The organism is Nocardia sp. alder85J (assembly GCF_020176955.2).
Taxonomy (GTDB): domain Bacteria; phylum Actinomycetota; class Actinomycetes; order Mycobacteriales; family Mycobacteriaceae; genus Nocardia.
This window is the reverse complement of the sequence record NZ_JAIUCZ020000014.1, coordinates 145,907-160,099: the sequence shown is the minus strand read 5'-3', so window position 1 is coordinate 160,099 and position 14,193 is coordinate 145,907. Positions and strand designations below refer to the sequence as shown.

Genomic DNA, 14,193 nt, shown 5'->3' with positions numbered 1-14,193 from the left:
CCGTGGACCGTAAGGGGAGGGCGCCGACGGCCGGATCTGCGGGATGGGCTCATGACTGTGCCGGTGAACTGCCATGGTCGGGGCGAGGAGGCGGATTGCGGACACGGCGCCGCCGCGTTCGGTCGGAGAGCGGTTCGAGATGCGCGGCGAGGTGATCGACGGCAGCCCGTGCCCCCCACTCGGCGCCTTGGGCATGGTTTGCCCCGGGGATATCGAGCCAGGTGACTTCGCTGCCGCGTACGCGGTAATCGGCGTACAGTTGCTGCGCTACCCGGATCGGCACGACCTCGTCGTGGGTGCCGTGATAGAGGTACACCGGCACGCGAGGCTGATGGTGACCGTTCTCCTCGGCCAGCAACACCGCCGCCCATGCCGGATCGTTCCAGGGGTCGCGAAGTATCGTGAAGCGCCTCAACGGGTTCCGGAATCGTGTGAGGATATGCAGCAGGCTCGCTTCCTCCGCCTGGCGTATTGCCGTCTGCCCGGCCGGTGACAGCAGATGCTGTATCGGGGTATCCGGATGCGCGGTCGACAATCCGATCAGCGCGGCCAGCCCCAATCCGCTGTACGGGCCGCCGTCGATCGCTTCGATGCACGCGGTCAGATCTGCCGGAACACCACCTGCGACAACCACTTTCACCGGCACGTCCGGGCAGTACTCCGACTGCAACTCCGCTGCCCACGCCACCGCACGTCCACCTTCGCTGTACCCCCACAACCCCACCGGTGCACGCACACTCAGGCCCGAGTCCGGTGTCTGCACTGCCGCGCGTGCCATATCGAGAACCGTGTACCCGGCAGAACGGCCGGCCAGATATGGATGAGACCCGGCATTGATGCCGGGGCGTTCGCCATCGGAGATGGCGACGGCCCATCCCCGCGCCAATGCCGAACTGATCGGTTCGATATCGAAAAGCCCTCCGGCGCCGAGCAGAACGCTGGGCCCGTGGATGGCGCCCAGCCCGTACACCCAGCCGCTGTACACGATGATCGGCCGCCGCCCGTGGCGCCATGGCGCAGTCGGTACCAGGAGTGTCCCTGTGACCAGAATCGGCGCACCGAGAACGCCGGTGGAGCAATACCGCAACGTCCAGCCTCGATTTGCACCGATGTTGACCGCCAGGGCCGAGACCTGGACCAGATCGCCTGGGAACCGCGGGCTGTCGATACGCCGTGGCCGGCGGTCACCGGAGGCAGACGAGACCATCATGACGATGTCGCCCCTCCTGTCCGGGGTGATTCTCCACATTGCGCGTTACCGGATTGTTGAGCGACCGGCACGCCGAGAGACAAGCTCGATACGGACCACTGAGGTTCGGCGGGCGAAGCATTTGCACAAACACCTTCCGTGCAAGAAATCGATCGACAGAGCTCGGAAAACTCCAACCCGGGTAATCCGGTCAGCGCAAAGTAGCTGTCCGAGCGGGGATCACGCGGCTTGTACACCGGGCGGAGACTGTAAAATTCGCAGTACCACCGGTTATCCCACCTACCGGCCTCCGAGGCGCAGAGGCGGGTGGATCTTTCGTCCGGGTGCGAGCCGAACTCCTTGACCGTCGCGACAAGACAATTGCTGTTCTCAGATACCATCAAAGCGCCGACACACTGTGCCTGTCCATAGCGTTCGCCGCCACCACTTGTGGCCCCACTGCCAGTGTGGGTCGCGCAGCCATCGACCCGGCTGCATTCGGGATCGGACGCGACAGCATCTCGATGCGCAGCAAGCACTCGATCGCGGTCAGCGCCGGGCCTCCCACACCAAGTGGCGTTTCAAGCGGTGGTGCCGCCTCCCGCGGTTCGGGCACGGCGACCACTCCGGCGATCGGCACCTGCGCACCGCGTTCGGCGGCTGTCACGGTCTTCCGCGAACGGCCGACCCCGGACGGTGCGTTTTCCTCGTCGGTCCCACCTTCAGGTGCAGCCCTGCACGGCGATCCGGCCGCGGCTCGGGAACTTGCTGTCAGACATCCCTACCCTCTGCCTCGCATGCCGACGAGTGCAGGTGTCAGTGACTGCCGGCGATGGAGGTGCCGACGCGATGCACGTGCATTCGGGAGAATTCTGGGATTTTCCGATGCACACAGCCGATACCCGATCACTGCTATCGGCACTGGTCGTTGCCGTGGGCCGGCGGGGTATCGGTTGTGCGGACAATATTTTTCCCTCTTGCGAGTCTGGCGCTGGTGCCACTGCCGGGGTTGTGATGGTGGAACAGCTGTACCCATCCAGGGAGGAAGTCATGGATTTCAATGCCGTCGTGTACCTGCTCGATGCCGCCTCGGATCTGGTGTGGAATGTCGTGTCGTTCGTGACCACGGTCGCGAACGTGGTGGCACGGTTTTTCTGATTACCGGGTAGCGGTGTTCCCGGCAGCTTCCGGCTACCGGGAACACCTTCTCTCGTGCGTCGCAGCACGCATTCTCCGATTCATGTCAGTCTTCGCTTGAAGGGTTTATTTCGTCGTGCCTGAAAACAGAAGTGAATCTATTGTTCCTGCCCTCGTCCGGGCTCCGGGGTACGTGTACCGGGGTCGTGTGCTGGCTGCCGGTGTGGTTCCCGCAGTGGTGGTGGTGTTGATGATGCTCGCGGTGCCGGACGCCTCAGCGGTCACCGCCGTGGCGGTCGACGATCAGCCCGGTGTCACCGTCACCAGCTCTGCCCAGCCGGGTACCGAGACCCCGGCTCCGCCTCCGCCGCCGGTGTATCCCGATCAGCCACCGGAAGTACGCAACGGGCCCGCACCGCGCCCGATACCGGCGCCGGAACCCGCGCCGCCGGTGGAGCTGGAACAACTGCATTCCTCGGAACCTGTGGCTCCGGTGGCTCCGATTGCGCCGCCGGACAACACGATCCGGATCGGCCAGTGGCAGACCCCCAGCCCGGATTGGCTGCCCCCGGACATCCGTGACGACATCAACACCGCCGCCGCCGGTGCCGAGGCGCAGGTGGCCACCGTCTTGGACTCGATCGGGTTACCGGCGGGCCGCTCCGACCGCGTCTCCGGAGCCACCATCGCTGGGGCAGCCGGAGGCGGGGCCATCGGCGCGGCCCTGGCGGGCGGGCCGGTGGCGGTAGCGGGGGCGATCGTCGGAGGACTCGTCGGGGGCACACTCGGCGGTGTCGCCGGGGCCGCGATCGGCACCGTCATCGATATCCCGGTCATCGGCACCGTCACCTCCGGCGTCGCCGGAACCGCTCTCGGCGCAGCCGCCGGTGCTCTTGCCGGTGCCGCGGTGGCCGGCGTCCCCGCCGCCCTCGCCGGAGCGCTCGCTGCTGGCACGGTCGGGGCCGGATTCGGCGCGGCGGCGGGGGTGGGGCAGCCATGACACGCCTCGCCGCCGCGGCCGTGATAGCCGCCACGGTCAACGGGATACTGTTGGGACCGGGATCACTTGCAGTGCAAGCCGTTCCGATCGAGTTGCCATGTCCGGCGTTGTATGTGCTCGGGGTGCAGGGCACCGGTCAGTCGTCCCCTACCGCCGATCCGGCCGCGGATACCGGGATGGTCGGGGCGTCGGTTGGCCCGGTGGTTGCGGTTGTCCCGGATCTGGTGCAGCGCAGCTACATTCCCTATCCGGCTGGTTTCGGGGGGATCGTGCCCGGTGGCGGTAGGGATCCCTACACGCAGTCGGTCCTCGACGGGCTCGGCGGGCTCGACGCCGACGCCGCCGGGGTCGTCGGCGCCTGCCCGCGCACCATGCTGGCCGCAGTCGGGTATTCCCAAGGCGCGCAGATTGTTTCGAGATTCGCCGAGGCGGTCGGTGCGGGGGAGGGGCCGGTGGCACCCGACCGGATCGCGGGCATAGCGCTGGTCTCCGACCCCGGCCGTGCCCCCGGGTCGGTGCTTCCCGGCAGTCCCGGACAAGTCACACCGGATGCGGCGCCGGGTACCACCGGCACGGCCGTGTCGGTGGTGCGCCTGCCGACGGTACCGGCGGGTCGCGGGATCGCCGCCGACGACGCCGGACGCGGGTACGGGGCGCTGACCGGGCGGGTAGCGGAGATTTGCGCAGACGGTGATCCGGTTTGTGCGGCACCGGATCACGCGGCGATGCTGCGTATCGGTGCCGAGATCGCCGCCCAGGCCACCTTGCAGGACCCGCTGGCCGCGCTCGCCTCGATCCAGGCAGTGCTGTCCAGCGCTCTGGCCGGGGCGTGGACCCGTGTGCTCGCCGACGACGTCACCGTCGGGCCCGGCGGTGTCGACTACACCCCGCAAGCCACCCTCGCCCAGCGGCTCACCGCCGCCGCGGACCCCCGTACCCCCGCCCCGACCGCCGAGGACACCGCAACCGCAGGAGCGCGCTGGGCGCAGATCACCGCGACCGTTGTCGCGGACCCCGTCGGGCAGCTACCGAAGCTTGCCGGGCAGCTGGCCGCCGCGTGGGGACAGCTCGGCGCGGACGACGCCGATCTGGTCGATCCGGCGGTGTGGCTGCGGTACGCCGATCTGGTCGGCCGCCACACCGGGTACGCCGCCACCGGCCAGCTCGCCCCGGTGAGCGCGTGGCTGATCGCGCTGGCCCGAGACCTCGCCGGGAGCCCCTCGTGAACGACCACTTCTACATACAGCCGAGCCTGGACCACCGTCATCACCCCGGGGACCTGCTGCGGATGCGCCCGACGTTCGTCCCCGATCTTCCGGATGCGGCGGGAGCCTGGCAGATCCTCTACGTCTCCACCACGTCCCGCGGCGACCTCATTCCCGCCTCGGGCATCGTGATCACCCCCGACACCGACACCGGCACGCCCGTCGGAGCGGGGGCACCGGCGATCCTGGTGTACCACCCGTCCTTCCGGGGCCTGTCCGCGCGAGCACCCTCACAACTCCTGGCCACCGGGTACGACCCGGACACCGCTACGATCGCGGCAGCCCTGGCGGCAGGGTGGGTAGTAGCGGTCGCCGACGGTGACGGCCACGGTGTCAGCGGGCGAGGACCGCACACGTTCCTCTCTGCCCGCACCGGTGCCCGGATCGTGCTCGACCTCGCCCGCGCCGCGCACCGTATCCCGGATCTCGACTCACCGCCGATGCCGGTCGCAGCCTGGGGCTACGCCGACGGCGGCCGGGCGGTCGCCGCCGCGGGCGAACTGGCGCCGCAGTACGCGCCGGAGGTCAACCTGCGAGGGATCTGTGCCGGCGCGGTCGCGTCGGACCTCGCCGCCCTCGCGCCGGTGATCAGCCGCGGTCCCTACGCCGCACTCGGGCTGGCCGGGCTGGTCGGCCTGTCCCGGGCCTACCCGCACCTGCCCCTGCGGCACGTCCTCACCCTCGACGGGAAACGCGCCGCCGCTGCCGCCGAATACCTCACTGTCTCGGCACTCCTCGACCAGTTCCCGCAGCCACTGTCGCACTGGACCGCACGCCCGGATCCATGGAACGACCTGCTGTGGCGGTACGTGTTCGCCGAGGAAACCCTCGCCCGCGCCGCGCCGACAGTACCGATACACCTCTACCACGGACGCGACGACAACACCGTCCCGCTGCGCATGGGGCAGCGCACCTTGCTCGCCTACCGACTGCTTCACGCCGATGTCAGCTGGTCGGAATACGATGCCGACCACGCCCGCACAGCCGTCGCCAGCGTGAATGAGATCCTCACCCGGCTCTGCGGCTATCTGGTCGGCCTCACGCATGCCGGTCGCACAACGAACCTGACGCACGCTCGCCTGTGACCCCCTTCGGGGGATCCCCTGCCCGTGTCGGCAAACCCAACCCCCTCAGGCCGGCACGGGCAGGCCCCGAAGCGTTCGGACAGTCCCCATGTCGTGAAAGCATATGCGGCACAACACATAGCGCACGAACATCGGAGTGCGCCACTGCTCCCCTCGCGAACAGTTCACGCACCTCAAGGGCGAGGAACCGCCGTTACATGAATTCATGCGTCGCTGGGCTGTCATCTAGATCCATCCCGGCCCCGGAGTACAGTGAGGTGATCCCAGCGATGGAATGGGCGCAATCGCCCATCAGACACGCACATTCGAGGAATACCGGGCAATGCCGGGAAAGGCGTGGAGCCCCCTGTAAGTGAGTTCTTACCACAGAATTCACACCCTCAGAGGACTCCACGTGATCGCCTATTCTGCCATGCTCGACGTCCCGCGTGAACTGGTCGACTACGTGTCGCGGCTGCTGGCCGGTGAACGCCGCCGACTCGGCACCCGCCGCGGTACCCGCGCACTGACCCCGTGGAAGCAAGCGGTGTTCGTGCTGGCCTGGATGCGCAAACGCGACGACGTGGCGATTCTCGGCACCGGATTCGGTCTCGGCCGCTCCACCGCGTACCGGTACCGCGACGAAGGCGTGAAAGTCCTTGCCGCCCAAGCACCCGAACTCCGCGAAGCCCTCGAACGAGCCGCCGCCGAAGGCATGGCCTACGTCATCCTCGACGGGAAGATCTTCGAGACCGACCGCGTCGGCGAGAAGACCGTCAGCGTGAAAGACGAGGTCATCGACCTGTGGTACTCCGGGAAAGCCCGCACCCAGGGCGCGAACATCCAAGCGGTATCCAGTCCGCAGGGAATCCCGCTGTGGGTCAGCGACGAAAACCCCGGCTCGATCCACGACATCAACGCCGCCCGGGAACTGGCCTTCGCCGACCTCTACCGGGCCGCAACACATCTGAACCTGCCCACCCTCGCAGACAGCGGCTACGAAGGCGCCGGCATCGGCGTCCACACCCCTGTCAAACAGCCGCCCGGAGAACATCTGCATGTCGACAACCGCGCCTACAACGCCTTGCTCCGTGGCATGCGTGCCCTCGGCGAACGCGGGTTCGCGCTGCTCAGTCAACGCTGGAGGGCGCTGCAGCGCATCACCATCAGCCCCGAACGAGCCGGCGGCCTCGTGAAAGCCGCTCTCGTACTCACACAATTCGAACATCAAATGATCTCATGAAAGTCGCTGGGATCACCTCAGTGAGTCGCCGTGCAATTGGTCACCGCCACCATTACTGATCTCGTCGCCGCGATCGTGCCGTGGGATGACCAGGAACGCAAGGACATCAGCGTCGTCCTGGGCTGGCTCCGCGCAGCCGACGGTGTCTTCCGCCGAGACCTGCAGCCCACTCCCGCAGTGCATCTGTATGCCTACGCTGTTGTCGTCGACCCGATCGAGCGTCGCATGTTTCTGGGCCGTCACCACACATCCGGTCGGTACCTGCCGATGAGCGGCCGACTCGATCGCGACGAGTTGCCTTTCGACGCTGTCGGGCGTGAGGTCCAAGAGGAACTGGGCACTCGGCCTGTCTGCGACATCGTCGGCCCACAGCCATTTCTGTTGACTATCAACAATTGTCCCGCTCCGCGACCTCGCTCCGACGTCATGCTGTGGCACGTCCTCCGTGGGCACCGTGGCCAGACTTATCGGCTCGACCCTGCTGAGTTCGACCGCGGCTGCTGGTGGGACCTCGACCCCTACGGGCTACCGGACACCGACCCCCAGATCCGACGATTTCTCGCCAAACTCGACAACGTCCTGCAACCGGCACAGGCACTCTAGCTGTCTCACCCATCACGACCGGGAAAATCGGTGTCGCCCTGTTCCGGTCATGCGATGTACAAGGCACTCTCGCCTGGCCACAGAACGTGGCCGGCGAGAAGATTCCGCTATTCGTGCGGCAGTTCCGGCCCCGAGTATTCCTCTCGGGCACCGACGAACACGATGACGTCGCCGAAAGCATTGCCCAGCCTCACCTGTGATACGCGCAGCGTCGACAGCAACTGCGTATGGAGATCGCGCAGGTGGATAGCCGAGTTCTCGACGGACCGGCCTGACACGACCCTCGCTTCATGCGCCCAGTACCGCCGGAACCAGGGATTCCTGCTCAGTCGCTGCAACATCTCCGACGCCCACGGCGTATCCCGGTACGGGCACAGCAGGTAACGGAACCAATAAACATTGAACTCGGCCTCCCGTTCCCACTCCACCAACACTTTCCGGGCGGGAGAGGGCTCGAAGTGCCACAGTATAGAATTCTGTCCCACTTCCATCCCCGGAAATGCCTGACGGTACATGTCGTTGCACCGCAGCAGGTTGCACTGTGTATCGAAGATCGCCACGTAACGATCGGCGTCGAGCCTGTCGATGATATCCATGGTCAACGGATCGAGGGCCTGCCGTAGTGCCCCAGCGCTGGGGAGATCGCCGACCGGGTCCAGTCCTGACAGCCGGAACAGGTGCCCCCTGCGCACAGCGTCGAGATTCAACTCGGTAGCAATGCCTTCCAGCACCGACCGTGTCGGATCCGCCCGCTCACCGGTCTCCAGCTTTCCGTAATAGGAAAGAGTCAGTCCGACCCTCCTGGCGAAGTCCTCCTGAGACGGATACGGTCCCTTGCCGGGCCAGTTCTCCACACTCTTCCGGGCATCCTGCAGAAACCCGCGCAAGGACGGCGGTTTCACCGATTCTTGTACCATCCCCCGAGAGGCCGCTGCGGATGCGCTCAGTTCTATCGGGTCCAACGGACCCTCCTCCACCGTATCGCAACGCGTCGTAACGCGTTCCCCTCGACTCCACCGTAGCCAGAATTTCGAGCTACTGTCCAGTTGGCTCGCAAGGGAAGTCGGCGGCAGGAATTCCTCAGTCGTGGAATGCCCGCGTACATATTCTCCACAAACATGATCTGTACGTGCAGGCACATCGGTATCGCCTGGCCCATCCAGCAACGGGAGACTGCTCATTCAGGCGGCTGCACTGCCGTCGACACCGCCGTGCCCGTTCCGGACATCGTCGATGTTGTCGGCGCCCTGCGGGTGTACCGGCGATCCTGCATCCGGGGCGCGTGAATCGTAGGAAGCGGTCGTTGCTCAACACGGGCATGCCTGGCGGACCGTGCTGCCCGTCACACCACTGCCGGTGGCCCCACAAGTGGTGACTTCGAGATCCATAGACGGCGAATGTCTTTCGTGCTTGTCATGGATACATGAGCCAGATCGCCGCGCGAACAACTGTCCCGAAGTGACGACGTCGGCAGACCGCGTTCAGTACCGCGTACGCCCGATGCCGTTGGCGTCGCTCCGCCGGAACATGCATGGCGATGCTTTGCCCGCCACAGGCGCGACCTCCCTACAGAGTCCGTCGAAGTCGGTCCACGCACGGAGTCTCCCCTCACGTGCAAGCCGCCGTGCTCGCACATTCCTGTACACGTCGGTCCCACCGCGTTACGTGCAGTACCGGCCAAAACCCCTCGTACACATTCGCCTCGTCCGCCACGACGTAGCGGCATCGGCGCAGACCGTGGCCTACCCAGCCCTCCAGAAAGGCAGGACACTGATGACAGACAATGCCAACGACACCGGCACCTCCGGTGGGGATCAAGATCCCGCAGACCCGCCAATCGCCACGCTCCGTCGCTGGGCGCAGCAACAACTGGTCCACCAAGGGGACCCCGCGATCACCGCGGCCTGGTCCGAGCGTGAGGTCGAGGCCGAACGTGCACTGGCCCAACGTATTCGAGACAACGAACGGCTCCGCCGCTGGAAGCGCGTCCAGGCAGACTCCGACGCCGAGGATCGTGCCCTTCGCACCGACAGGGCGATCGGCAAGGCCGACGTCGCCGACCTCCTGACAGCGCGCAAAGCTCTTGCCGTGCAGCGTCGCATGACCTCGGCCCATGCACGGTTGGCGTCGTTGTACCGGCACCGAACCTGGTCGCTGGTCACACTCGCCGGTGTCGTCCTCGCGGGAATGCTGTGGAGTGCTACCAATGTGCAGCACAACATCGCCCCGGGCGGTGCTGGAGACCCGCTGTACTGGTTCAGCTATCTGGTCGAGGTGATGATCTCCGCCTGCCTGGCCGTGATCATGATCGGCACGAACAAGGTCGGCGAGTACGGCATCACCGACGACCGGCGCATGGTCGCCGCAGCAGAACTGGCACTGCTCGGACTCACCGTCGCCCTCAACACCTACCCGTACTGGCACCAGGGACTCACGATGGCAGGGGTCGGAGTACATGCGGTGCCGCCGGTCATGGTCGGTGTCGCCTTGATGACCCACCATGGCGCCAGCGTCCGCTACGGACAGGCGATCAAGATCCAAGCGGACATGGTTCCCGGCGACAACCTCCCCCTGATCACCGCCGACACGCACAGCGATGCGTACTCCGGCTTCTCCGGCGGTCACACGTACGAAGAACACCTCCGCCGGACGGACACACCCGCAGACGTCCGCATCGCTGATACGCCCACCCTGTCCGCCATCAGCGGCAACGTGCGCGGTTCGCTGCGGCCGCGTTCCCGCAACGCTGCCGTTGGTCTGCGCCCACATCCGCGCCTGCACTCGGCCGGCGCCCGTCGCCTGCAGAGAGGCTCAGCGCCCATCAGCGTCGAAGCTGATCACAGGACGCGTCCGGCAACTGACCTCGACGCGGGCGTGCAGGCCGTCGCCAGTGATCTGCGCAACGCGATCGCGCAGACCGTCACGGGCCCCGGCCCAAGGAGCCAATGGAAAATCGATCGGCAGCGGATCCTGCAGATCGCGGAGCAGCATCCGAGCTGGTCGAACACCCGCATCGCCGACGCCTACGGATGCAGTCCCAGCGCTATCGACAAGATCTTTCGCGTCATGCCTCGGCCCGGTCGCGATCCCCATCCGATCCTCACCGAGGCGGACCGTGAGCAGATAGCCATCGACCACCCGGGCTGGTCCGATAGGCAGATCGCCGACGCTTAGCCTCGATCCACCGACGTAATCGGTGTGTGGTTTCGGCGGGAATAGGGAAAGTGCCTCCGAGCTGCGATGATTGGTGTTCTCACGCATCAACCGTTGCAAGATCGGAAAGACACTTGCAGTGCGATCGTTTCACACGTTCGCCGAGGGCTCGGCGGTGTTCGATGAGGACATCTTGGTCTCGGTGGCTGGCCTGGTCCCGGTGATGACGCTGGCCGAGTAAACGGGCCTGACCGGCATGTTGGCCGAGAAGGTGTGTATCGCGTCACCTCGGATCAAGTCGGGGTCGGCGAACCTCGCGCCGAAGCTGGCCACGCTGATTGCCGGTATGGCCGCCGGTGCGGACAGCATCGACGATATCGACCTGCTGCGCAGCGGCGGGTGTAAGGAGTTTGTTCGACAGTGCACGCGGTTCCGCCGGTCATGATCGGCGTCGCGTTGATTGATCCATCATGCCGCGAGCGTTCGCCACGGCCTGGCGATCGGGAAACAGGCCGCCGACCTGCCGGACGAGGCGCTCGCACCGGCGGCCACGCCCACCACCCAGGACGCGTACGGTCCCGACATTGATCCGGCGCCGCGCCTATCCGGTGGCCACGACGCAGACTTCACCTCGAACGCACATCAGTCACGCCGACACGACGCGTCCGTCTCGGCAAACCCGGGCAGCGCGCGAACGCGCACGACCGTTGCCGGGCTCATGCCGAAGCCGATTTGCCACGGCCGACTGCCGCGCGTGCGCTCTACGCGCCCGCTCACCTCCGCCCGACCAGCCCCGCGGTTCACCGCACGGCGGCCGGGCGACCGGGCGCGTCGGTTCACATCCGCAGTACGCGTACACAGACACCGGACGCGTCAACTCCGGAATTCGAGTGCCGCGCACACACGGACACCGCGGACAGCGCCGCCGGTCGCAGTGGTGGCGGCAAAAGGTGGACCGTGAGCAGATTCTCCGGATCGCTGCGAACCACCCGGGCTGGTCGAATAGGCAGATCGCCGAAGTGTACGGATGCAGCCACAGCACTGTGGACAAATTTTTCCGAGAAATCCCGCGGCCCAGTATGCAACCGCGCCCTGGCAAGCCGAACGCGTACTGATCTGTCTCGTGCACTGTCGTGGTGTCGGCGAACGAGCGTGATGGATCGTCAAAATCGCCGGACGGGCAACAATACTCAAGGGTTCTGTTCGCCGGATCCAGGCTGCCCTGGACCGGTCCCTGTCATCCCCCTCGCCTGTCGACCGGCTCGGGCCATTGTGTGACGGCTGGGGGCGATACGCGACATCGGCGGTGCTGGGAATCGTGATCACCGGACGAAATCGGCAGATAGGGGATCTCCGCCGGCCGCCACTGGTCACCGGGCAGGTTCGTCACCACTGCAAGTGGCCCCACGAGCGGTGGGAACGAATCACCTTGACCAGCAAAATCTTTCAAGATGTAATGATGAGGACAGGCTCATCCCGATCGGATCGGAATCGGCCCGGACCGGGCGCGGAGCGCTGCATCCATGGGACACACCCTGAGGATGCCCCATGCGATACAGACGTTCACCTTCCACTGCGCCCCCGAAGTGGCTGACCCGCATCGAACTGGCGAAACGGCTGGGCTTGAAACCTAAAACACTGGCGAACTGGGCCAGTCTCGGAATCGGCCCGAAGTTCACCAAGGGTATCGGCGGTCGCGCCCGCTATCACATCGACGACGTTGAACGGTGGGAGGCGTCCCTTTGAGCCCAGCGACTGCTCGGTGCCATCGGCGGGCCCAGGCGGGAATCGGCGTCACGGCGAAAGATCCTACGGTGCAACGCCGATGACTCATATCGGCTTACCCATAAGTGGCGCCGCAGTGTGGTCCGATCCCAACCGCGGCCGACGGTAGCCTTCCACCGGAGCGGCTGTGGAACCAGAACTCGGGTCAGACAGGTCGATCCGGCACGCAGGCCACGCGAATCGGTCTCGGTGTGACACGCAGCGACCGACGGGCGAACACGACAGATCTTGATCGCCGACCCGTGACCGAGGAAGTGTCTTCACCTCGGTCACCGCACGACTGAAGCCGACAGTCGAAAACATGACTGACCCACAGATACCGGCCATCCCTGATGTTGAAAGGCTCGCAAAAGCCTCGACCGTTCGGTGACTGCTCTCTCGCAGGAAAACTTCTCCAGGTGCTGGTGCTGATCTATCAAATGAAGCGAGACCACTACCCATGTCGAACGAGAAATTGGAGCCGGGCGGGCGCCCTAGGCAAAAACCCACTCCGGTGAAGGGCTCGGACGGACTGTGGCGGATCGATCGAATCGGGCACCGATCCTTCAACGGCGTTTACTGCCGTACCTCCGGTGTCGGTGCAACCAGTAAAGAATGTCTCGACGACTTCGAGCTGAACTTCGAACGAAACCGCCGCAAAGGATCCGTACGGCCCCGCCGGCCGCAGCGGCCGGTTTTCCGCTCGACGGACCCCATGGATGTCGTCTTCCGTCACTACCTCGAATTGAAGAGGAAGGCATGGAAAGCCGGGAAGATCCGTGAACAGACCTACCGTCGATATGAACTCGCGGTCTACAAACCGGACTCTCCGAGAGCCGATCCCGACGCCATCAAACTCGGTGAGGAACTTGGGCACCTCGCCATCGGCGAAGTAGGCAGGCCGTCCTACCTGAACGACTATCTCGAAGACATCGCCGACCTGTCGGTCTCCACCGCCAACATTCACTACATCATCCTCGGCGAAGTATTCAGAATCCTGACCCTGGCCGGCCTTTTCGACGTGAGCCCCATGGCACCTGTCCCGAAACCGATGATCCAAGGCAACGCGCGCGCACTGGATCAGGGCGAGCTGGACGGATTCTTCGACCTGCTGATGGCGCGGCAGAACCGAACCCGGTACCTGCTGCCACTGTGCCTGACACTGCTCGGCACCGGTGTCCGAAAGTCGGAGGCGCTCGCGATTTTCTGGTCCGACCTTCCCGACCTGGACGATCCCGCCGTATCGACCGCCGTGCTGCACATCCACGCCACTGTCATCGCCGGCAGAGGCGGTGCGTTCCGGCAGCTGGCACGTAAGCGAGGTCCCGCCTACTACATCACACTGCCCGAGTGGCTGACCACGATGCTACGTGTGTGGAAGGCACGAGTGCGCCCGTCCGATCCGGGCACACCGGTCTTCCTGTCCCAGCGCGGTAGGATGATCGCCCCCGGCACCGCCGATACGGCGTTGACGACCGCAGTGGCAGAGACAGCCTTCGAATGGGTGTGCTTCGGCAACTTCCGGGACACCAACGCGACCCATGTCGCGGGGGTGACAGGTGATTCGAAATGTGCTAGCGCCCAATTGGGGCACTCCGAGGGCTCCACGGTGGCCACCCGGCACTACATCGACAGCCGCGGATACCTCCAGCGTTTGGTCGACTACTCCGGCCCGCTGAACAGCCTGAAGCCGGCCAACATTGGAACAACACTGGAATTTATCGCCGGATGAGTCCATACGGAACAATTTCAGGCGAGGTGACGACCGGTCGACC

Annotated in this window: 11 protein-coding genes and 1 pseudogene; 10 read left to right on the top strand and 2 right to left on the bottom strand. The window is 65.5% G+C overall.

Translation table 11 applies throughout. The annotated features are described in order from the left end of the window. Nucleotides 1-49: 49 nt before the first annotated feature. A complete protein-coding gene (locus tag LBW94_RS38915) occupies nucleotides 50-1,249 on the bottom strand; it encodes a lipase family protein (protein ID WP_225061040.1) in 1,200 nt (399 codons plus the stop codon). 1,285 nt (nucleotides 1,250-2,534) lie between these two features. Here LBW94_RS38915 and LBW94_RS38910 point away from each other — a divergent pair. The 5 genes from LBW94_RS38910 (at nucleotide 2,535) to LBW94_RS38890 (ending at nucleotide 7,501) form a co-directional block, all read left to right on the top strand. Then, nucleotides 2,535-3,326, top strand: a complete 792-nt coding sequence (locus LBW94_RS38910) for a hypothetical protein (RefSeq protein WP_225061039.1) — start codon at nucleotides 2,535-2,537, stop codon at nucleotides 3,324-3,326. 200 nt (nucleotides 3,327-3,526) lie between these two features. Further along, nucleotides 3,527-4,552 (top strand): cutinase family protein, encoded by a 1,026-nt coding sequence (locus LBW94_RS38905; protein ID WP_225061038.1) that lies wholly within the window; start codon nucleotides 3,527-3,529, stop codon nucleotides 4,550-4,552. Further along, nucleotides 4,549-5,676 (top strand): lipase family protein, encoded by a 1,128-nt coding sequence (locus LBW94_RS38900; protein ID WP_225061037.1) that lies wholly within the window; start codon nucleotides 4,549-4,551, stop codon nucleotides 5,674-5,676. The genes LBW94_RS38905 and LBW94_RS38900 overlap by 4 nt, the downstream gene beginning before the upstream one ends. 394 nt (nucleotides 5,677-6,070) lie before the next feature. Continuing rightward, nucleotides 6,071-6,898 (top strand): transposase family protein, encoded by an 828-nt coding sequence (locus tag LBW94_RS38895; RefSeq protein ID WP_225062836.1) that lies wholly within the window; start codon nucleotides 6,071-6,073, stop codon nucleotides 6,896-6,898. Nucleotides 6,899-6,928: 30 nt separating this feature from the next. Continuing rightward, entirely contained in the window at nucleotides 6,929-7,501 is a 573-nt protein-coding gene (locus tag LBW94_RS38890) for an NUDIX domain-containing protein (protein ID WP_225062554.1), read from the top strand. Between the two features lie 107 nt (nucleotides 7,502-7,608). Here the strand turns inward: LBW94_RS38890 and LBW94_RS38885 are convergent, their stop codons facing one another. Then, a complete protein-coding gene (locus LBW94_RS38885) occupies nucleotides 7,609-8,463 on the bottom strand; it encodes a helix-turn-helix domain-containing protein (RefSeq protein ID WP_225062555.1) in 855 nt (284 codons plus the stop codon). 811 nt (nucleotides 8,464-9,274) lie between these two features. Between LBW94_RS38885 and LBW94_RS38880 the strand changes: the two genes are divergently transcribed. The 5 genes and pseudogenes from LBW94_RS38880 (at nucleotide 9,275) to LBW94_RS38865 (ending at nucleotide 14,150) form a co-directional block, all read left to right on the top strand. Then, on the top strand, nucleotides 9,275-10,675 hold the full coding sequence (locus tag LBW94_RS38880; protein ID WP_225062556.1) for a hypothetical protein: 1,401 nt from the start codon (nucleotides 9,275-9,277) through the stop codon (nucleotides 10,673-10,675). Between the two features lie 118 nt (nucleotides 10,676-10,793). Further along, nucleotides 10,794-11,060, top strand: a pseudogene (locus tag LBW94_RS38875) (IS1380 family transposase); the annotation flags it as partial. 64 nt (nucleotides 11,061-11,124) lie between these two features. Then, a complete protein-coding gene (locus LBW94_RS44605) occupies nucleotides 11,125-11,769 on the top strand; it encodes a helix-turn-helix domain-containing protein (RefSeq protein WP_225062557.1) in 645 nt (214 codons plus the stop codon). 433 nt (nucleotides 11,770-12,202) lie between these two features. Then, complete coding sequence (locus LBW94_RS38870; protein ID WP_225062558.1) at nucleotides 12,203-12,400, top strand: helix-turn-helix transcriptional regulator; 198 nt, start codon at nucleotides 12,203-12,205, stop codon at nucleotides 12,398-12,400. Between the two features lie 478 nt (nucleotides 12,401-12,878). After that, entirely contained in the window at nucleotides 12,879-14,150 is a 1,272-nt protein-coding gene (locus LBW94_RS38865; protein WP_225062559.1) for a tyrosine-type recombinase/integrase, read from the top strand. Nucleotides 14,151-14,193 lie beyond the last annotated feature (43 nt).

Excerpts from the sequence above, each read along its gene's own strand:
- LBW94_RS38870 (WP_225062558.1), top strand. The coding sequence starts at position 12,203 with ATGCGATACAGACGTTCACCTTCCACTGCGCCCCCGAAGTGGCTGACC.
- LBW94_RS38915 (WP_225061040.1), bottom strand. The coding sequence starts at position 1,249 with ATGTGGAGAATCACCCCGGACAGGAGGGGCGACATCGTCATGATGGTC.
- LBW94_RS44605 (WP_225062557.1), top strand. The coding sequence starts at position 11,125 with ATGCCGCGAGCGTTCGCCACGGCCTGGCGATCGGGAAACAGGCCGCCG.
- LBW94_RS38865 (WP_225062559.1), top strand. The coding sequence starts at position 12,879 with ATGTCGAACGAGAAATTGGAGCCGGGCGGGCGCCCTAGGCAAAAACCC.
- LBW94_RS38880 (WP_225062556.1), top strand. The coding sequence starts at position 9,275 with ATGACAGACAATGCCAACGACACCGGCACCTCCGGTGGGGATCAAGAT.